Below are 19426 nucleotides of genomic sequence, written 5' to 3' on the forward strand. Positions count from 1 at the left end.
ATGAAGTTACCGTAGGCGGGTGGAATCGAAGAGGTCGCCGCGGGACAAGTGGATCACCATCTACGGGCGGAAGCCGGTCCTCGAGGCGCTGCACGACCCGAAGCTGTCGGTGGCGAAGCTCGTCGTGGCCGACAACGCGACCGGGCAGTCGCTGCACGAGATCCTCCGGGCGGCATCGAAGTACGACGTACCGGTCGAGCGGGCGAGCGCCACGCGGGTGAAGTGGCTGGCGGGCAACGGGAAGCACGACCAGGGTGTGGTCGCCGACGTGGACGCGCCGCGGATGACGCCGCTGGAGGAGTTCGTCCGGGCCCGCGGGAAGCGGCCGACGAACGTGTTCCTGCTGGACGGGGTGACGAACCCGGGGAACGTCGGGATGATCCTGCGGACGGCGACCGGGGCGGGGTTCGACGGCGTGATCCTGCCGCGCGCGGGGACGCCGCACGTCGGGCCGCTGGTGATCAAGGCGTCGGCGGGGGTCGCGTTCCAGGCGCCGATCGTCAATACGTCCACTGCGCAGGCCGCGGTCGACTTCCTGCGTACGGCGGGCTACCACGTCTACGGCCTCTCGGCGCGCTCGCAGGAGTCGCTGTTCAAGGCCGACCTGGCGCCGCGGGCCGTTTATGTCCTCGGCGGCGAGACCAACGGCCTGACCGTCCGCACCGACTCCGACCTGCAGATCCCGCTGCACGCCAACGTCGAGTCCCTCAACGTCGCCATCGCCGCCGCCGTCGTCGCCTTCGAGGTCACCAACCGCTGACCTCGGCCAGCCGCTGGGTCGCGAGCTGCACCCGGTCCGGATCGCCGGAGGCGAGCTCGTCGAGCTGGTACTGCCGGTAGAGCCTGAGGAAGTGGTTCTGGAAGTCCAGCGCGCGGTCGCACATCGCGCGGAGTGTTTTGCGATCGGCTTCAACAGACGGGACCTCGTAGTGCCACTGGTTGCGGCACAGCTCGTGGACCTGGGCAACGAGCTCGGTCCACTCATCGGCGACGTGCTCTCGGTAGAGCTCGACGCAGGCAGTCTTGTCGCGCACGTACTGACCGCTGCGTAGCGCAACGATCGCGGTCGCCGTCCAGCCGACCGTGCCGACGAGCAGCTTGGTGCTGGGCTCGCCGTCCCATTGATCGAACCCGAAGAACGGTCCGTCGGGATCGACGTGCTCCAGCGGGTAGTTCAACGGCCCGCGAGGGTAGGAGTAGCTCAGGAACGGCGTGTGCACCACCGACCGCACGTAGGTGTCCGCATCGTACGGCGGCAACTCAGGCCGGATGTCCTCGCCGTACAGCAGCCGGGTCGACAGCTTGAGATTCAACGCGATCCCAATGCCCTCCGGCCGCCGAAGCCCACGCTCACCGACCAGCACAACCTCGAGCAACACCGGCGCCAGTCGCGCACAATGACTGACGAGCGCCTTGGCACGCTCGTACTCGCCGTCCACGAACCGATCCTTGAACACCACGAACAAGTCGAGATCACTCCCAACCACGCTCGTCCCACTGACCCGGCTTCCTCGCAGGTAGACCCCCCGCACCCGACCCGGAAACACCACCTCGAAGATCCCCACCACACCCTGCACGATCTGGTCGCACTGCGGATCTCCGGTGGACTCGACCAGGTCCGGCGTCATGAGCATTGCCCGAGGACGGCCGGCAGCTCTGTCAGGGAGGCGATCTCGGCGTCCGGGGTGCAGTCGGGGGGACAGGTCCTGGCGTCGCGGTTGAGCCAGATTCCGCGCCAACCGGCGCGCTGCGCGGCGGTGACGTCGTTCACAGGAGAGTCGCCGATCATCGCGATGCTGTCGGCTGTAGCGTCGATCGTGGCCGCGGCGATGTCGAACAGGCGGCGGTCCGGCTTGGCGACATCGTGGTCCTGGGCGAACACCACTGCGTCGAAGAGTTGTCCGAGGCCGAAGCGGTCGGGGTAACTGTTGCCGTTGGACAGTAGTCCGAGCTTGTACGTCGTACGCAACGCGGTGAGGGAGTCGAGGACCTCGGGGTAGAGGTCAAGGGCGCTGAAGCGTTGCTCGAGATAGAAGTCCGTGAGGTGGGCCGCGAGTCCGTTGTCCGGGATGCCCAGCCGGCGCAGCGTCCGTTGGAACGCCGCATATCTCAACTGCTCCATCGATCCGCGCAGTTCGCCAACCGCCTGCCGGTCAGCCACTGCCGCATCGACGTCGATCGCGACCTCTGGGTAGCGAGCTCTCAGTTCCTCCAACGTCGCACCCAGGGCCCGTCGCATCATCGCGTCGAAGTCCCACAGGGTTTGGCCGCCGTCGAAGAAGAGGGTGTTCAGCACGGTGGTTTACAGGCAGTCGTGGTGACGTGTTCGTAGAACCAGGTTCGGAGGTTCGGGTTCTGGGTCAGGGCGGCGTACTGGGTGAGGTCTTCGGTGGTGAGGGTGGTGTTGGTGGTGAGGATGTCCTGGATTTGGAGGATGTAGTTGCGGTGCAGGTGATTGGCGATGTCGCCGCCGTGGGTGGTGATGGTGGACGCGGTGGCATGGACGTCGCTCAGGCCGGCGGCTCTCAGGTGTGAGTCGACCTCGCGGACCCAGTCGTAGGAGATGCCGTGCGCGTGCGTGAGGTAGGTCGTCGTGACGTCCTGGACGCGCAGGAAGAGCTTGGCGTCCGCGTCGGTGGGCGCGGACAGGACGCGGACCCGCTGCCGGTCGAAATCGCCGAGGACCAGTACGCCGCCAGGCGCCAGCGCATCCAGCAGCGTCTGGAGAATCTCCTCCCGGCGCGAGAGGTGCATCAGCATCAGGCGCTCGTGGATCAGATCGAACTGACCGTCCACCGGCAGTCCTTCGTTGATGTCGTGGCGGTGCACCTCGACCCCCGGCACGTCGTCGAGCCAGGAAGTGTCCAGGTCCACCGCGACAACCGAGCCGTCCGGCCCGACGCGCTCGGCCAGCCAGCGGGTGATCGAGCCCCCGCCGGCGCCGACGTCCAGGCACCGCATCCCTGGTCGTACGCCGGCCGCGTCGAGACACCGTGTCGTCTGCGGATCCAGCAGTTCCGCCAGGTAGTCGAGCTGACGGCGGCCGAGGTCTGAACCGCTGTCGAGGACGTACTCCTTCTCCATACCGTTCCCCCATCCGTCGGTACGACGAGATTCGCCTTACAAAGCGGGCCATCCGTCAGCAGCGTAACCAAGCAAGGTGTCACCGGGAGAAGACGACACCGGCCGCCGGAAACGATTCCGGCGGCCGGCGGGTGGATCGGATCAGGGGCAGCGGGGTGCCTTCTTGCCGTCGGGGGCGATGGCGAACCAGGCGTTGGCGACGCCGTAGCCCGCGGTCTGGCCGAGCTTCTTGTCCTTGTGGAAGTAGTACAGCGGCCAGCCGTTCAGCGTGAGCTGCTTGCCTTCCGGGCGGTCGATCGTGCCGACGGAGGCGCGGTTGATCTTGCTGCTCAGGATCTTGACGCCGTTCTTGCCGGCCAGCACGGGCTCCCACTTCTCCGTGCACGCACCGAAGCAGGTGGTGCGCGAGGGCTTGGCGGAGTCGTTGTCGAACCGGTACACGGTCCGGCCGGCCTGGTTGGTGACGAACGGCATGAAACCGTCGACCACATTGACGGTCAGCGTCTGCACGTCCTTCTGGACCGGTGCCGTCGGCTCGGCCTGGGTGGTCGACTTCGCCTTGCCACCTTGCGGGTTGACCGCGAACCACACGCCACCACGGCCCTGGCCGGCGAGCTCGCCGAGCCGCAGGTCGTCCTTGAAGTAGTACAGCGGCCAGCCCTTCAGCGTGACCTGCTTGCCCTCCGGGCGGGCGATCGTGGAGATCAGCCGCTCGTCGACCCCGCCACCGTCGATCTCGACGCCGGACCCGGCGAGCACCGGCTCCCACTGCTCGGCGCAGGCGTCGAAACACGTCGACTTCGACGGGTTCGCGGAGTCGTTGTCGAACCGGTAGACGGTGCGGCCGCTTGCACTCGTCAGGATCGGCGTCAGGCCCGGCACCTGCGAGACGTTCAGCACCTTCGGCTCTTCCTGCTTCTCAGCACCGGCGGCAGCGGCCGGAGCGTTGGCGGCGGGAGCGTTGGCAGGTGCCGGAGCGGCCTTGTCCTGCTCGGTTTCGGGAGCGCTTTTGTCGGCGAACGCCGTACTGCAGGCTGACAGTGTCAGTACGGCGGCAAGCGCGGTGATCGTCGCGGCAAAAGACTTCCTCATCAGATCCTCCACAGGTCTGGAACGGTCTGGTTCGCGTGCTTTCTCGGACCAGGACACGTGCATTCCGGAGGATCGGTTCAACGGTCGCGAAGAATTTCCTCGCCACCGCCGAACCGTTGCTACAGGCAATCAGTCCTGCCTGAGCAGGCCGATCGCCGCGATGGTGAGCCACAGCGGCCCGGTCATCCCGGCCATGTACTGCGCCGGGCTGACTCCGAGGAAGACGGTGAGTCCGCCGAGGACGAGGCTGACCCAGGCGAGCCACGGTGCGACCGCCTTGAACTTCCGGCCGGCGATACCGACGGCGAGGGCGGCGACCCCGGCGCCGACCCACAGCCACGGCACGGTGCCGATCCAGTGCCCGAAGAACGCCGCGGTTTCCGGAACCAGCAGGTCCGGTTCCTTCACCCCGAACACGAACTCCGTGGTCAGCGCCGACCCCATCAGCAGCGCCACCGACACCAGCATCAGGCCGGACCCGGCCACCTGCGGGAGCAGGCTGCCTTCCGGCGTCGTGTTCACGAGCCGGCGACGCATCCCGGCGGCGAACACGAGCAGGAGTACGGCGGACAGCATGGCGGCAGTGTGCATCGCGAGGATCGGCCCGGTCTGCTCCGCCAGCTTCGCCGTGATGCCGGCAGCGTCTCCGGCGAGCTTGTCGTCGTACACGGCGTTCGCGAGGCTCGAGCCGACCACGGTGGCGATCCCCGCCAGGCCTGCGCCGATGCCGGCCAGGACCCATCCCTTCCCCTGTGAGTGATGGATCGTGGCGGCGTGACTGCCGCCGGTTGTCACGAACGTGCTGGTCATTTCAAGTCCCCCTGGTTCGAATACGGTGTCGAGTGGTGCGTGTAGTGCGGGTTGGTGAGCGGCCAGTCGGCCGCGATCCAGCGCGGCACGAGGTCGTCGAGGGCTGCCTCGATCGGCCCGCCGGTGAGCCAGTCGACGACCCACCAGGAGATCTCCGCGTCCGTCCCCTCGTGGATCGGCGGATCGATGTAGACGCAGCCGAGCAGTTCGGTCTCGCCGTTGTCGAACAGCGCGTAGTTGAACGACTCGTGGGTCTCCATCTCGGCCTCGTGCCGGGCCAGGTCCGCGCGGTCCTGCTCGGCGGTCATCGTCGCGGGCGGCCACCCCCAGGCTTCGCCGTACAGCGACCAGAGCCGTTCCTGCGAGCCCATCACAGCCTGCATGTCCAGGTCGACGTCGGTCGCCCGGATCGGGCGGAGGTGGTGCCCTGTCGTCAGTGGCACCCGGAGCGGGTGGTTCCAGCCTGCCGGGAGCCAAGCGGTTGTTGTCATGGCTCCAGCGTCGGGGCCGAGCGCGCCACAGACCACGGGCAGGACTCGTACACTGCTCGCACAGTTCAAGGCGCGGGGGAGACCTGGATGTCCGAGGACGGGGCGACGTCGGATGGGCACTTCGGCCTGCTCCTGCGCTCGTTGCGCGAGCGGGCCGGCCTGACTCAGCAGGAGCTCGCCGAGCGGGCCGAGCTGACCACTCACGCCATCAGTTCGCTGGAGCGCGGCACTCGGACGCGCCCTTATCCACACACGGTCCGGTCACTGTCCGATGCGCTCGGCGCCACCGAAAGTGAGCGTACGGCGCTCATCGCCGCGATTCCTCGTCGCAAGACGGCTGCCGAGCCGGTGCGTCGGCAGACCGGCCTGTTGGTCCCGCCGACCCCGTTGTTCGGCCGTGAGGACGACATCGCGGCGATCGCCGAGCTCGTCCGCGACGGCGGCCGCCTGGTTACGCTCACCGGGCCCGGCGGTGTCGGCAAGACCCGGCTGACGGCTGCGGTGTCCGACGTACTCGCGGCTGACTTCCCGGACGGCGTCGTACAGGTGTCGCTTGCGCCGCTTGCCGATGCGTCGGCGTTGATGGCGACGATCGGGCGAGCGCTCGGTCTCGCGGGCGTCGATGCGCCGGGCGCCTTCGACCTGGTGGCTGCGCAGTTGCGGGACTCGCGCCTGCTGCTGGTGCTCGACAACTTCGAGCACCTGCTCAGCGCAGCCGCACCGACCGGGCAGCTTACGGCGCTGTGCCCGGGGCTGACCGTGCTCGTCTCGAGTCGCTCGCCGCTGCGGGTGCGGGGCGAGCGCGAGTACATCGTGGAGCCGCTCGATCTGCCGGCGCGGGACGCGGCCACGCTCGACGACATCCGCGCGCACGCGGCCGGTGCTCTCGTGCTGGACCGAGCCCTCGCGGTCGGAGCACGGCCGGCCGAGGACGACGTACCGGCGTACGCAGAGTTGTGTCATCGCCTCGCGGGCCTGCCGCTGGCCATCGAGCTCGCCGTCGCACAGTTGCGGCTGCTCTCGCCCGGAGCGCTTCTCGATCGGCTGGAGTCGGCGGGCAGGACGTCCGGAGCCCGCGACCTGCCCGAGCGGCAGCGCACCATGCGGGCCACTCTGGACTGGAGCTACAGCCTTCTGGATCCCGATCAGCAGCGGCTGTTCACGCTGCTCGGCGTGTTCCGCGGTGGTGCCACGCTGGAGGCGGTCGAGGCGGTGGCGGACGACGGCGACGTTCTCGGGTTGCTGCAGGACCTCGCGGAGCACTCGCTCGTTCGCGTCCGGGGCGATCGTCTCGACTTGCTGGAGCCCATTGCGCAGTACGCCCGAAGCCTGCTCGTCGGTGACCGCGCTGCGGCGGTCGGGCGCGCTCACGCTCGCGTGTACCTCGGCCTCGCCGAGCAGGCGGCCGCCGGGTACGAGCGCGCCGACCAGGTCGAGTGGCTGGAGCGGATCGAGGAAGAGGAGGCGAACCTCCTGGTCGCCGTCGAACGCACCCTCGACACCGGCGACGCCACGACCGCCGCGCGCATCACCTGGTTCATGTGGCTCTACTGGTGGATGCGCGGCCAGTTCACGATCGGCCGCCGGCTCGCCGAGCAGTGCCTCGCCACCGAGCTTCCGCCCTGGGAGCGCAGCCGCGTCAACCTGGCCGCCGCCACCATGACGTACGCCGCCGGCGATCAGGCGGCGGCCGCGTCGTACTGGGCCGCGGCCGATCTCTGCGCCGTCGACCAGGACGATCCCGAGGTCCGCGGCAAGGCGATCGCCGGGACCGGGCTCGCCGCGCTCGCGGGCGGCGACCTCGACCTGGCCGAGGATCGCTTCCGGGTCGCGCTCGGCTTCGCCCTGCACGACCGCGGCTCGCCCTGGATGGCTTCGCTCGTCCACGTTTGGCTCGGCACGGTGCAACTTCTGCGGGGCGACGCCGCGGCCGCCGTACCGGAGATCGAGCGCGGTCTTCAGCTGGCTCGCAAGCGTGGCGACCGGCTGGCGACGTACGTTGCCCTCTACAACCTTTCCCAGGCTGCCCTCGCGCTGGCCGACTACCAGCTCGCTCGTCGGCGGGTGGAGGAAGGCATCGCACTGTCCCGCGAGACCCGGGACCTGGCCAATCTCGCGTACTTCGTCGAGAGCCTGGCGGTCATCGAGTCGAAGGAGGGCAACCACCTCCGCGTCGCCACGCTGCTCGGAGCCGCGACCGGCCTGCGCGAGACGGTCGGTGCTGACGTGTACGCGTACTACCTGCCTGACGAGAGCCTTCGGGACGCGGCTCAGCAGGCAGCACAGCTCGCGCTGGGCGAGGAGGCGTACGACGCAGCCGTTGCTGCCGGCCGCTCCCTCGACCCAGCCGTCGTACCGGAGCTTGACTAGAGGTGGTTGCGGAGGAAGCCGGTGATCTGCGTCCGCGCAGCACGGGCCTGCGGCGCGACGCCCGGCATGCTCAGGAACGCGTGCCCAGCCCCTGCATGCTCGGACAATTGCGCCGGCGTCCCGGCCTCCCGGAGTCGGTCGACGTACGTACGCCCGTGGTCGGCCAGCGGATCGGCGGTCGGTACGACGACGAGCGCAGGAGCGAGCCCGGTCAGGTCGTCGGCGTACACGGGTGACACCGCGCGGGCGTCGGCGCTGTCCGGAACGGCGAGGTGGCGGAAGTGCTCCAGACGGCCCAGCGTGAGGGTCGGCGTCTCGGCGTACTCGTACATCGAGGTGTAGTCCAGCGCAGTCTTGGTCAGGTCGACAGCAGGGTTGACCAGCACTTGCGCCCGCAGCGGCAGGCTCGCGTCCCTGGCTCGGATCGCGGTCAGGGCGGTGATCAGTCCACCGGCGCTCTCGCCGGCGACGGCGACTCGCTCTGGGTCGATGCCCCACTCTGACGAGCGGTCGACCACGTGGCGCAGTACGTCCCAACCGTCGTCGGCCGCTGCTGACAGCGGTGTGGTGGCGTCGACGAGCCGGTGCTCGACGGACACGACCACAGCAGGGAGCTGAGCGGCCAGGTGGCTGTTGGCCCAGTCGCACTGCACCGCCGTACCCATGAAGCCGCCGCCGTGCACCTGGACGATCAGCGGCAGTGGGCCCGAGGTGGCCGGTCGGTAGACCCGGACAGGGATCACGCGGTCGGACAGCTTCACCTCCTGCCAGCTGATGGTGGCTCCGCGGTCGGGGAACCCGGTGATCAGGCGGGCCAGGCCGGACGCCACCTTGCGGTTCTGCGCATCCCGGAAGACGACCAGCTCGGCCTGCGACATCGCCGCGAAGTCCGGCTCCTTCCTCAGCGCCTGCAGTACCCGGATTCGGCTCATGTCCGCTCCTCACGAGATTTCGCTACCAGAAGTATCGATACCGAAAGTAGCATAACTCGCTAAGGTATGACCATGTCCACGTCCACCAGATCACCCGGCCGCCCGCGCTCGAGTGTCGACGCCGAGGTCTTCGCGGCGACCCTGCGCACGGTGCACGAGCTCGGCTACACGCGCGCCACCGTCGACCGGATCGCCGCGGCCGTGGGCGTCGCGAAGACGACGATCTACCGGCGCTGGCCGACGAAGGGCGCCCTGATCACCGCCTGCCTCGTCGACACCTTCGGCCCGCTGCCGCTGGAGCCGGGCGACACTCGGGACGACGTGATGGCGAAGGCGATCCGGTACGGCGCTGCCAAGATCGGCGAGCCCGGCGTCGCCGCAGCCTTCGCCGGCGTGTTCACCGACGCGATCAGCGATCCCGACCTGCGCGAGATCCTGTCCACCCAGCTGCAGGACCCCTACAAGTCCGTGCTCCAAGAGGCGCTCGGCGAATCGGAGCAGCGCGTCCTGTTCGTCATCGACGTCGTCATCGGCACCCTCCTGCACCGCATGGGGATGACCGGCCGCCCCATGGTCGAGCCCGACGTCAAGGCCCTGATCGAGATGATCCAACGCCAACTCTGACCAACCCCGCCCCGAGCAGCGGCCACGGCGCGGTGAACAGGAGGTAGAAGAACGTCAGGCCCTGCAACGCATCCTGCATCGCCGCCGTGGAGCCAGGTATACCGCCGACGGGGGAGTCGCCGTCCAGGATCCAGACGCCGGCTTCGTGGTACCAGCGCAACGACTCGGGTACGGCGATCACGAGGACGCCGGCCAGTGACGCAAGCAGCGCGCTCACGCCGTACTCGAGCCCCGTCCGGAAGGATCGTGTCACCCGGGCCGCGGTGAGAGCGATGCCGAAGAAGAGCAACTGCGGTACGCCGAACAGCACCGCCAGGACCCCGGTCCGGTCGCCGGCGAGCATCACCCGCGACGCGACCAACGTCGTGATGCCGAAGGCAACGAACGACGCGGTCGCGACCAGCAGTGCACGACGGTCGAGCCGTACGGCGGTCAGCGCGCAGCTGACCGCGAAGCGGCGGCGTTCCCGCGGGTCGTCGATACAGGCCAGCTCGGCGCGCATCGCCGTACCCCACTGCGCCTGCTGCCCGCGCTGACCGGCCGTTGCCAAGGCCAGCAACCGGGCAGGGAGATCGATGCCGTGGGCAACTCTGGCTACCTGGTGGACGACAACCGCAGCGGCGAGCAGCCAGAGGGTCAGCAAGACAGCCGCGGCGGGGTTCATCCTTCCTGGCCGATCGGACGGGGCGCGACAGCCCGCTTCGGTGTGCGGTGCAGTGATGCCACGAGCTCGGCTCCACTCGCGGAGAGGCGGTACAGGTGCCGCGGCGGGCGGCCGGGCGGTGGCTGTTGCTCCCAGGTCGTGTCGAGCTGGCCGCGCTCGGCCAGCCGGATCAGGATCGGGTACACCGTGCCGGCCTTCAGATCGACCGCCCGGCAGAGGTCGTAGCCGTACGACCAGCTCGCCGGTTCCTCGGCCAGCGCCAGCAACACCGCAACCGTCTGCGGCGAAGGCCTGCGACTACGTGCCATGCACCCAATGTCTACCTATATAGACTTATCCGTCAAGAAGCTGGTGACGGGTTCAGAAGCCGGTGGTGTAGCCGGTGCTGTACGGGAAATGGTGGGTGCGGGTCTTCTTCTCGATGTGCCGTTCGAGGTCGTAGCCGTCCAGCAGTCGGTAGCCCGTGGCCAGCAACCACCATTCGGTGAAGGGCATCCCGGCCGTCGCCGCCCGGACAGACTCCTGTACGCCGTCCTCCCACAGCAGTCTGGTCGTCGGTCCGCCGAGGCCTTTGGTGGATGCCAGCAGGTACCCCTTGACCCCCAAGCCCGGGATCGCCGGACCGTCGATCATGCCCGCCTCCCGCCACACCGGCTCCAGCTCGCGGGCCAACGCATCCGCGGTCAGCCGACCATCAGACGTCCGCCGGATCCGGATGACGACGCGCTTCGCCTCCCGGCTGACGTCGTACGCCCAGTTCGCCTGCTCGGCGAGTGAATGCGCCAGCCGGTTCTGCTCGGCCCGCAACGCTTCGACCTCCTGGCGTTGCCGCTCGAGCTTGTCGCGCTGCTCCTGGTCGCGTGCAGTCAGCACGTCGTGCACGGGGCGGTACTGCTGCTCCGCCGCGTCCGCGCGTGCCGCGTAGCGCTGCCGGGCCGCGGCTCGCCGACGCGCAAGAATCCTTGCTCCACCAGGAACAAGCACCAACGGATGGCCGATCGTCAGCGCGTACTCATCGAGCAGTTCGGCGTCGGCCGCCTCCCGCTCCGTGGTGTACCTGAGCTCCGCTTGCGTGTCACGACCGAAGGTGGGCAGCGGCTCGATCCAGGGCGGCAGGTCCGCGGTGAACCCGGGCCGGCGAACCAGTGCGACCGGCCGGCGGCGCCCGTGCTTCCAGCCCGCCGCGGCGCCGCTTCGCCAGTACCTGCGCAGTTCCGGGCGTCCGACGTAAGGCCAGAAGAACCACACGACGACGGCAACCCCGACGACGAGTCCCAGCGTTGCCATCCGTCCAGCGTAGTCAGTCCTGCGGGTCCTCGCGGTGGCCGTGCAGCGAGCCGGCGTGGGCCTTCGCGGTGGGGTCGTTGCGGGTCTTGATCAGGCTGGCGATCACGACGACGACCAGAATCGTGATGATGACGCCGAGGCTGAGCGGCGTCGGGACCTCGGGGATGCTCTCGTCGATGTCGACGTGCGCCCAGTGCAGGATCAGCTTGACGCCGATGAACGCGAGGATGACGGCCAGCCCGGCGGACAGGTACACGAGCCGGTCCAGCAATCCCTTGACCAGGAAGAACAACGCCCGCAGGCCGAGCAGCGCGAACGCGTTGGCGACGAAGACGATGTAAGCCTCCTCGGTGACGCCGAACACCGCGGGGATGGAGTCGAGTGCGAACAGCAGGTCGACGCCGCCGATCGCAACCAGGACGACGAACAGCGGCGTGACCACCTTCCGGCCGTCGACCCGGGCGAACAGCTTGCCGCCGACGTAGTCGTCGCTGACCGGCAGCACCCGGCGCGCGGACCGTACGACGACGTTGTTCTCGACGTCGGGATCCTCGTTGCGATGGCGGAACAGTTGCACCGCCGTGTACAGCAGCAGAAGACCGAACACCACAAACATGAACGAGAACAGTGACAGCAGCGTCGCCCCGAGCGCGATGAAGATCGCCCGCATCACCAGCGCCAGCACGATGCCGAACGTGAGCACCTTGTGCTGGTGCTCCTCGGGGACGGCGAACGTCGTCATGATGATCACGAACACGAACAGGTTGTCGACCGACAGGCTCTTCTCGACGATGTAGCCGGCGAAGTACTCGGCGCCGAAGTCACCGCCGTGCGCGGACATGAACCAGATCCCGAACCCGACCGCCACCAGCACGTAGAAGACCGACCAGGCGGCCGCCTCCTTGAACCCGACCCGGTGCGGGCGGAACGCGGCGACGACCAGGTCCACCGCCAGCAGCGCGACGATCAGGCCGATCGTGACAGCCCAGGTCAGGCCGGTGATCTCGAGCACGTGTCCTCCGGTTGTTGAGGGCAACCATCTCGCCACCGACGGTACCGGGCCGGGCCAAGTCCAGGCTGTTGCCGCTCGCAAACTCTCGGCACGCTGAGTAGTTGTGCCGGGTGGCCGGCCGGTCCATACTCGTCTCACCTGCGTTCAGCGGGTGTGGGGGAAGTCTGAATCTGGGGTGGGGGGCTTGACGATGCATGCCTTGAGACTGCTGCGTGCTGCGCTGGTGACAGCGGTGGCCGGAGCCGGCCTGGTGGCCGTGCCACAACTTGCGACGGCGGCGCCGCCGTCGAGTGCGATCGAGCTCAGTCCGACGTCGGCGCGTCCGGGCGAGACCTTCACGGTCACCCAGACGCTGCACAACGACCGGGACTTCACGGTGACCGGCGCGAAGGCCGGCCTGTACGGCAAGGAGACGTCGCTCCCGGGGCTGGTCGACCTGGTGTCGTGCCCGGGCGCGTTCGCCTGCGACATCCTCGGTGGCAGCATCCGCGGGGGCTTCGGTGACATGGCGCCCGGCGAGACCCGGACCGTGGTGTTCACCTTGCGGGTCAAGGACACCGCGCCGGCCGGGCCGGTGACGCTGCAGCACCAGTTCATCGGCGAGAACTACGCGTTCGAGACCTTCGACGGTCCGGTGCTGACGATCCTGCCGCCCGCGCCGGCCGACGCCGATATCGCGGTGTCGCTGAGCGCGTCGGTCCGCACCCTGCTCGTCTCCCGGATCACCTACACGGTGACCGTGAAGAACAACGGGCCCAGTGACGCCACCGGCGTCCGGGTGGTCGGCGCCTACCCGGCCGGCCTGGTGTACGCCGGTTCGTCGGGCTGCACCCGCGTGGGTACGACGCGGACGGTCAACTGCGACATTCCAGCGCTCGCAAGCGGGGCGACCGTGACCCGGACGTTCTCGGCCGACGCCGGCCTGCTCACGCTCGGAGCGCTGGTCGCGACGGCGCAGCGTACGGCGAGTTCGCCGACCGACCCGAATGCGGCGAACGACCGGGCGAGCCGCACCTGCACCGCCCTCACCAGCCTGATCGTGCGGTGCTGACCCACACCTGTTCCTGAAATAGCTCCACCGGGTCGCGAGACCTGGTGTCCGGCCGGCGGCCGCGGGAGTCGTACCCCGCGGCCGCCTTCTTGTGGGACGAACACCGTTTTTTGGACTCACGCCTTGCATCCGGGGCGCGGAGCGGTTTACGGTCCGGGTTAACGTTTAAGTGTGCAGTAGTGAGCACTTGTTCATGACTTGGAGCAACTATGATCAGTCGGCGGCGATTTCTGCAGGTTGGCGGTGCCGTGACCGGCGCCATGCTGGCCGGACCCACGCTGGCCGCGTGCGGTGACGGCGGCGCGGCGAACGGTGGGGCGAAGGCATCGAGTGAGCTGACCCTGCCGACGTACAAGCCGTTCGAGGGCCTGCGGCCCGACCTGGCGGGCGCCGAGTCCGGCCTGGAGCCCGGGTTCCTGCAGTTCCCGCCGGACGCGATCTCGAGTGTGAAGGCGCCGCCGCTGAAGAACGCGGTGAGCGCGCTGACCGAGACGTTCGCGACCCCGCCGCCGCCGATGGGCAGCAACCCGATGTGGCAGTCGCTGAACCAGGCGCTCGGCGCCGAACTCCGGCTCACCATCGGCACCGACCCGGGCTACCCGGAGAAGTTCGCCACGCTGCTGGCCAGCGACTCGCTGCCGGACCTGATGTGGCTGCCGCCGAACCAGGGCATCCCGAACATCGGCCCGATGCTGGAGGCCAAGTTCCAGGACCTGACCAAGTACCTGTCCGGTGACGCCGTCCTGGAATACCCGAACCTGGCCGCGCTGAAGCCGGCCTCCTGGCGGACCGCGGTGGTGAACGGGAAGATCTGGGGCGCGCCGATCCCGTCGACGCCGTTCGGCCAGGTGATGATGGGCAACCCGCGGACCTGGCAGAAGGTCGGCGGCCTGCAGAGCAGCAGCGCGGACGAGTTCTTTGCCAAGTGCAAGGAGTTGTCGAACGGCACGAACTACGCGCTCGAGCCGGCGATCATCAACATGCTGCACATGTTCGGCGAGTGGTTCGGCGCCCCGAACGGCTGGCGGGTGAACCAGGACCGCTCGCTCACCCACCTGTACGAGACCGACAACTACCGGGCCGCGGTCGAGTACGCCGCCAAGCTCTGGGCGGCCAAGGTCTTCTACCCCGACCTGAACCTGGCCGACGCCACCCCGAAGACCGTGAACGGCCAGATCGCCGCGCAGGTCACCGTCGGCCCGCGGGCGACCGCCGACTTCCGGGCGCTCGACCCGACGCTGTTCGTCGACACGCTGATCCCGTTCGGCCACGACGGCAAGGCCAAGCCGATCTACGACATGGGCTACGGTACGGTCGGGTTCACGCCGTTCAAGAAGACCGACGAGGGCCGGATCCGCGAGCTGCTCGCGCTGGTCGACTACCTGTCCGCGCCGTTCGGCACCAAGGAGTACCTGCAGAAGAACTTCGGCGTCGCCGGCCAGCAGTACGAGCTGGACGCGAAGAAGAACCCGGTGCTGACGAAGTCCGGCACCCAGCAGGCGCCCGGACTGGTCAGCGCGCTGCAGATCATGACCGCGCCGGAGAGCGTGATCTTCAACCCGGCGTTCCCCGAGGACACCAAGAAGATCTACGCCACCGAGCAGAAGCTGCTCGAGTTCGCGATGCGCAACCCGACCGCGGGCACCTACTCCGACACCAGCAGCAAGGTCGGCCCGAAGCTGACCGCGGGCTTCCGCGACACCATCGTCGACATCGTCACCGGCCGGCAGAAGATCTCGGCGTACGACGAAGCCCTCAAGCGCTGGAAGTCCGGCGGCGGCGACAAGATGCGCGGCGAGTTCGAGGCGGTGCTGCCGTCGAGCGTCCCGGTCACGGGGTCCTGACGGATGCTGAAGAAAGCAGTCACCCGGCGGCAGGCCAAGACCGGCCTGCCGCTCGCGGTGCGGTGGCGGCGGGACTGGCAGATGGTGCTGCTGATGATCCCCGGCGTGCTGTTCCTGCTGGTGTTCTTCTACCTGCCGGTGATCGGCAACGTGGTCGCGTTCCAGGACTTCCAGCCGTACCTCGGCATCATGCACAGCGAGTGGAACGGCCTGCAGAACTTCGTCAACCTGTACGGCAACCCGGACTTCTGGGACGCGTTGCGGAACACGCTGATCCTGGCCGGCGTGCAGCTGGTGCTGTTCTTCCCGGTTCCGCTCGCGCTCGCGCTGATCGTCGACTCCCTGGTCAGCAACCGGCTGCGGCGCTGGTTCCAGACCATCGCCTACCTGCCGCACTTCCTGTCCTGGGTGCTGGTGATCACGCTGTTCCAGCAGTCGCTCGGCGGGGCCGGGTTCGTCAACAACCTGCTCCGGCAGGCCGGGCTGGACCCGATCCCGTTCATGACGAACCCGGACACCTTCCCGCTGCTGGTGGTCGCGCAGCTGATCTGGAAGGACGCCGGCTGGGCGATGATCATCTTCCTGGCCGCGCTGACCGCGGTCGACGTCTCGCTGTACGAGGCCGCGGCGGCCGACGGCGCCGGGCGCTGGCGGCGGCTCTGGCACATCACGCTGCCGTCGATGCGGACGGTCATCGTGCTGCTGCTGATCCTGCGGATCGGCGACATCCTGAGCGTCGGGTTCGAGCAGTTCATCCTGCAGCGCGACTCGGTCGGTCCGGGCGCGGCCGAAGTACTGGACACCTTCACCTATTACGCGGGCGTCGTCGGCGGCGACTGGAGCAGTGGAGCCGCGGCCGGCCTCGCGAAGGGCGTGCTCGGCGCGCTGCTGCTGTGGGGCGCGAACTCGCTGGCGCACCGGCTCGGTGAGCCCGGAATCTTCCAGAGGCGCTCATGAGACCGATTTGGAAAGAGAACCCGTCCCCGCTGTACCAGACGATCAAGGCCGTCGTCCTCGGCGGCTTCGCGCTGGTGATCGTGATCCCGATCATGGTGGTGATCTCGACGTCGCTGGCCAGCGACCAGGACATCATCGACGCCGGCGGGTACGTGCTGTGGCCGTCGCACCCGACGCTGAAGGCCTACGACACGTTGTTCAGCGGCGGGTTGATGGGCCGGGCGATCATGGTCAGCATCTTCGTCACGGTCGTCGGTACGGTGATCGCGCTCGCGGTCACGATCGCGCTGGCGTACGCCACGTCGCGGCCGGTGCTGTTCGGCCGGCCGGTGCTGCTGATGGTGCTGTTCACCCTGCTGTTCGCGCCCGGGATCATCCCGATGTTCCTGGTGGTCAAGCAACTCGGGCTGCTCGACAGCCTGTGGTCGCTGATCCTGCCGGGGGCGCTCGGCGCGTTCAACTTCGTCGTACTGCGGACGTTCTTCATGAACGTGCCCGGTGAGCTGCTGGAGAGTGCGCGGATCGACGGGGCGAGTGACTTCACCATCCTGCGGCGGATCGTGATGCCGCTGTCGAAGGCGGTGATCGCGGTGGTCGGGCTGTTCTACGCGGTCGGGTTCTGGAACGCGTTCTTCAACGCGCTGCTGTACCTGAACGACACGTCGAAGTGGCCGGTCCAGGTGATCCTGCGAACGTACGTGCTGCAGGGCAAGTCGCTGTCCGCCGACCAGCTCGGCGTGGAACCTCTGCCGCAACCACAGTCGCTGCAGATGGCCGTCGTCGTGGTCGCCCTGGTGCCGATCGCCCTCGTCTACCCGTTCCTCCAACGCCACTTCACCAAGGGCGTCATCACGGGCGCCGTCAAGGGTTGAACATTTCTGCAAGAATCAATCACATGTCGATGGGGCAACGACCTGTGGCCGCTGACCGGCCGACGCTGCGGATGGTCGCGGCCGAGGCCGGAGTATCGGTCGCGACCGTGTCCTACGTGCTGTCCGGCCGGCATCGCAGCCACACGATCAAGGAATCGACCGCGGACCGGGTCCGCGAGGCGGCGGCCAAGCTCGGCTACCGGCGCAACGACGCGGCGCGCGCGATCCGCACCGGCAAGTCCGATCTCGTGCTGCTGTCGCTCAGCGTGCTCGCGGACCCGTGGTCGCAGGCCGTCGCGGAGACCGTCAGCCAGGCGGTCAGCCCGCTCGGCAAGACGGCGCTGATCGTGGCCGACGGCGACTGGCGGACCGTGCTGTCGAACCGGACGCCGGACGTGATCTTCATCGACAGCGTCAACCCGGACCCCGACCAGATCGCCGAGCTCGAGACGTTCGCGGCCCGAGGCGTGCAGATCGTCGCCTTCAGCGAGACGCTCGAGCCGCGCGGTTTCGACGTGATCCGTTCCGGCGCGGAGCCGCGCTGTCACCTGGCCGTGGAGCACCTGATCGAGCACCACGACCGCGTCGGCGCCCTGACCTCGCGTACGTCGGGATTCGCCCGGTACGACGCCTACGTCAACACGATGCGGAACGCGGGCCGGTCGATCCGGTCCGAGGACATCGAGATCTTCGAGCGGCACCCGGAAGGTGCGTACCGGGCCGCGATGGCGTTGCTCACCAAACCGGACCGCCCGACCGCGATCTACTGCACGACGGACTTCGCGGCGATCGCTGCCGTCCGGGCGGCCCATCGGCTGCGGCTCGACGTACCCGGGGATCTTGCGGTCGTCGGGGTCGGGAACACGCCGGAGGGCGAGCACCTGGACCCGTCGCTGTCCACGGTCGGGCCGGTCGGGTTCAACGAGGCGCTGGCGCGGATCATCGTCGGCCGGCTGACCGATCGCGAGGGGGCCGACGGCGAGGTCTTCGATTTCCCCTGGCAGCTGATCGTGCGAGACTCGTCCCGTGTTCCGGCTGAGGGATGACGACTGGGAACCGGTGACGATCGGGGAGTCCGACGACTCGGTCTTCCGGCGGGGTGACGTCTTCGCCAAGTGCTGCGCGGTCTCCGGTGTCACTGCGTTGCGGGACGAACGGGACCGGGTCGAGTGGCTCGCCGGCACGAATGTGCCGGGGGCAACGGTCGCGGACTGGCTCGAGTCGCCTGACGGCGCCTGTCTGATCACGACGGCCGTGCCTGGCGTCGCAGGGACGGACCTGCCCGAGGCCACGCATTTCAAGGCGATGCGCAGCCTCGGGTCGACGCTGCGTGAGCTGCACTCGCTGCCCGAGTGCCCCTTCGAGCGGCCGCTCGCGACGGTGGTCGCGGCGGCGGCGGACGTCGTACGGCGGGGCGCGGTGAACCCGGATTTCCTCACCGACGAGTGGCGGGCGCTGGACCCGGCCGAGCTGCTGAACCGAATAGTTGCTGAGAGCCCCTATATCGAGTCGGTCTCCGACCTTGCCGTGTGTCACGGCGACGCGTACCTGCCCAACGTCTTCTTCGACCCGGTCACGCTGGAGGTCACCGGGCTGATCGACGTCGGCCGGCTCGGCGTCACGGACCGCTACTCCGATCTCGCCCTCATCACGATCCAGTTGCAGGACGAGTGGTCGGCGGACCCTCAGCCGTTCCTGAGCGCGTACGGCGTACCGGATCCTGATCAGCGGCGGCTGGAGTTCTACCGCCTCCTGGACCCACTCACCTGGGGGTGATCCGCATGTCCGTGCCAGTGGAGATCGTCGCCTTGATGGTGTCGGCGGTGCACGCGTTCGAGGGGCGGCCGCAGGACGGCCCGCGACCGGACCCGGAGCCGGTGGGGCGCTCGGAGGTCGAGGTCCGCGCCGGCCTGGGCATCGTCGGCGACCGCTACTTCGGCCAGACGGTGCACCGCAACGCGGCGGTCACGTTCTTCGACGCGGCCGTGCTGGACGACCTCGCGGTGACGCTCGAGCTCCCCGCCGTACCGGATCCGCTGCTGCTTCGCCGCAACATCGCGCTGCGCGGCTATCCGCTGGATGGCCTCGCAGCTCACCGCTCGCTCGATGGCGCGCGGATCGCGGGCCGTCGGTTCAGTCTGGACTCCGGCGCCGGGGCGGTCGAGTTCCAGGCCAATCGGCCGGCGAACCCGTGTGCGTGGATGGACACCGTCCTGGCTCCTGGCGCGTTCAAAGGGCTCCGCAGGCACGGCGGCATCCGCACGACACCCTTGACCTCCGGCGTACTGCGGCTCGGGCCGGCCGTGCTCACAGTGTTCGACGACTGACCGGTTTCG

General features: G+C 68.6%; 21 protein-coding genes. 10 read left to right on the forward strand and 11 right to left on the reverse strand.

Annotated features, from left to right (window positions below; translation table 11 throughout):
• Positions 1-19: 19 nt before the first annotated feature.
• Positions 20-760: an RNA methyltransferase gene (locus tag ACIBGM_RS16830; protein ID WP_360534256.1), complete on the forward strand. Its 741-nt coding sequence runs from the start codon at positions 20-22 to the stop codon at positions 758-760.
• Here ACIBGM_RS16830 and ACIBGM_RS16835 read toward each other — a convergent pair.
• From ACIBGM_RS16835 to ACIBGM_RS16860, 6 genes are all read right to left on the reverse strand, one after another.
• Positions 747-1634, reverse strand: coding sequence for a nucleotidyltransferase domain-containing protein (locus ACIBGM_RS16835; RefSeq protein WP_360534254.1), 888 nt, complete (start codon positions 1632-1634; stop codon positions 747-749). The genes ACIBGM_RS16830 and ACIBGM_RS16835 overlap by 14 nt on opposite strands.
• A complete protein-coding gene (locus tag ACIBGM_RS16840; RefSeq protein ID WP_396386089.1) occupies positions 1625-2296 on the reverse strand; it encodes an HAD family hydrolase in 672 nt (223 codons plus the stop codon). The genes ACIBGM_RS16835 and ACIBGM_RS16840 overlap by 10 nt, the downstream gene beginning before the upstream one ends.
• Positions 2290-3084 (reverse strand): methyltransferase domain-containing protein, encoded by a 795-nt coding sequence (locus ACIBGM_RS16845; protein ID WP_360534250.1) that lies wholly within the window; start codon positions 3082-3084, stop codon positions 2290-2292. Before ACIBGM_RS16845 ends, ACIBGM_RS16840 begins: the two co-directional genes overlap by 7 nt.
• 141 nt (positions 3085-3225) lie before the next feature.
• A complete protein-coding gene (locus ACIBGM_RS16850) occupies positions 3226-4176 on the reverse strand; it encodes a hypothetical protein (RefSeq protein ID WP_396386090.1) in 951 nt (316 codons plus the stop codon).
• A gap of 129 nt (positions 4177-4305) precedes the next feature.
• Entirely contained in the window at positions 4306-4986 is a 681-nt protein-coding gene (locus ACIBGM_RS16855; protein WP_360534246.1) for a hypothetical protein, read from the reverse strand.
• Positions 4983-5477 (reverse strand): GNAT family N-acetyltransferase, encoded by a 495-nt coding sequence (locus ACIBGM_RS16860; RefSeq protein ID WP_396386091.1) that lies wholly within the window; start codon positions 5475-5477, stop codon positions 4983-4985. The genes ACIBGM_RS16855 and ACIBGM_RS16860 overlap by 4 nt, the downstream gene beginning before the upstream one ends.
• 87 nt (positions 5478-5564) lie before the next feature.
• Between ACIBGM_RS16860 and ACIBGM_RS16865 the strand changes: the two genes are divergently transcribed.
• Positions 5565-7847 (forward strand): ATP-binding protein, encoded by a 2283-nt coding sequence (locus tag ACIBGM_RS16865; protein ID WP_396386092.1) that lies wholly within the window; start codon positions 5565-5567, stop codon positions 7845-7847.
• On the opposite strand, the gene ACIBGM_RS16870 is transcribed toward ACIBGM_RS16865, so the two are convergent.
• Complete coding sequence (locus ACIBGM_RS16870) at positions 7844-8779, reverse strand: alpha/beta hydrolase (RefSeq protein ID WP_360534240.1); 936 nt, start codon at positions 8777-8779, stop codon at positions 7844-7846. The genes ACIBGM_RS16865 and ACIBGM_RS16870 overlap by 4 nt on opposite strands.
• A gap of 72 nt (positions 8780-8851) precedes the next feature.
• Between ACIBGM_RS16870 and ACIBGM_RS16875 the strand changes: the two genes are divergently transcribed.
• Entirely contained in the window at positions 8852-9403 is a 552-nt protein-coding gene (locus ACIBGM_RS16875) for a TetR/AcrR family transcriptional regulator (protein ID WP_360534238.1), read from the forward strand.
• On the opposite strand, the gene ACIBGM_RS16880 is transcribed toward ACIBGM_RS16875, so the two are convergent.
• Genes ACIBGM_RS16880 through ACIBGM_RS16895 form a run of 4 tightly spaced genes read right to left on the reverse strand, consistent with a single transcriptional unit; the run spans position 9366 to position 12366 of the window.
• Positions 9366-10067 (reverse strand): hypothetical protein, encoded by a 702-nt coding sequence (locus ACIBGM_RS16880; protein ID WP_360534236.1) that lies wholly within the window; start codon positions 10065-10067, stop codon positions 9366-9368. The genes ACIBGM_RS16875 and ACIBGM_RS16880 overlap by 38 nt on opposite strands.
• Entirely contained in the window at positions 10064-10375 is a 312-nt protein-coding gene (locus tag ACIBGM_RS16885) for a PadR family transcriptional regulator (RefSeq protein ID WP_360534234.1), read from the reverse strand. The genes ACIBGM_RS16880 and ACIBGM_RS16885 overlap by 4 nt, the downstream gene beginning before the upstream one ends.
• Before the next feature lie 52 nt (positions 10376-10427).
• A complete protein-coding gene (locus ACIBGM_RS16890) occupies positions 10428-11354 on the reverse strand; it encodes a hypothetical protein (protein WP_396386093.1) in 927 nt (308 codons plus the stop codon).
• 13 nt (positions 11355-11367) lie between these two features.
• On the reverse strand, positions 11368-12366 hold the full coding sequence (locus tag ACIBGM_RS16895; protein ID WP_360534230.1) for a TerC family protein: 999 nt from the start codon (positions 12364-12366) through the stop codon (positions 11368-11370).
• Positions 12367-12565: 199 nt separating this feature from the next.
• Here ACIBGM_RS16895 and ACIBGM_RS16900 point away from each other — a divergent pair, with 199 nt between their 5' ends.
• The 7 genes from ACIBGM_RS16900 to ACIBGM_RS16930 all read left to right on the forward strand — a co-directional run bounded on the left by ACIBGM_RS16900 (position 12566) and on the right by ACIBGM_RS16930 (position 19417).
• Complete coding sequence (locus ACIBGM_RS16900) at positions 12566-13417, forward strand: hypothetical protein (RefSeq protein ID WP_396386094.1); 852 nt, start codon at positions 12566-12568, stop codon at positions 13415-13417.
• Between the two features lie 209 nt (positions 13418-13626).
• Positions 13627-15261, forward strand: a complete 1635-nt coding sequence (locus ACIBGM_RS16905) for a sugar ABC transporter substrate-binding protein (RefSeq protein ID WP_360534226.1) — start codon at positions 13627-13629, stop codon at positions 15259-15261.
• Between the two features lie 3 nt (positions 15262-15264).
• Positions 15265-16218 (forward strand): ABC transporter permease subunit, encoded by a 954-nt coding sequence (locus ACIBGM_RS16910; protein WP_360534224.1) that lies wholly within the window; start codon positions 15265-15267, stop codon positions 16216-16218.
• Positions 16215-17090 carry a carbohydrate ABC transporter permease gene (locus ACIBGM_RS16915; RefSeq protein WP_396386095.1) on the forward strand — a complete coding sequence of 292 codons (876 nt, stop codon included), beginning with the start codon at positions 16215-16217 and terminating at the stop codon, positions 17088-17090. The genes ACIBGM_RS16910 and ACIBGM_RS16915 overlap by 4 nt, the downstream gene beginning before the upstream one ends.
• A gap of 29 nt (positions 17091-17119) precedes the next feature.
• The gene (locus ACIBGM_RS16920; RefSeq protein ID WP_360534220.1) at positions 17120-18136 is read left to right on the forward strand and encodes a LacI family DNA-binding transcriptional regulator; all 1017 of its coding nucleotides are present in this window, start codon (positions 17120-17122) and stop codon (positions 18134-18136) included.
• Positions 18117-18866, forward strand: coding sequence for a phosphotransferase (locus tag ACIBGM_RS16925; protein ID WP_396386097.1), 750 nt, complete (start codon positions 18117-18119; stop codon positions 18864-18866). Before ACIBGM_RS16920 ends, ACIBGM_RS16925 begins: the two co-directional genes overlap by 20 nt.
• 5 nt (positions 18867-18871) lie before the next feature.
• Positions 18872-19417 (forward strand): molybdenum cofactor biosysynthesis protein, encoded by a 546-nt coding sequence (locus tag ACIBGM_RS16930; RefSeq protein ID WP_396386098.1) that lies wholly within the window; start codon positions 18872-18874, stop codon positions 19415-19417.
• Positions 19418-19426: the final 9 nt, after the last annotated feature.

It is taken from the genome of Kribbella sp. NPDC050470 (genome assembly GCF_044458365.1).
Lineage (GTDB): Bacteria > Actinomycetota > Actinomycetes > Propionibacteriales > Kribbellaceae > Kribbella.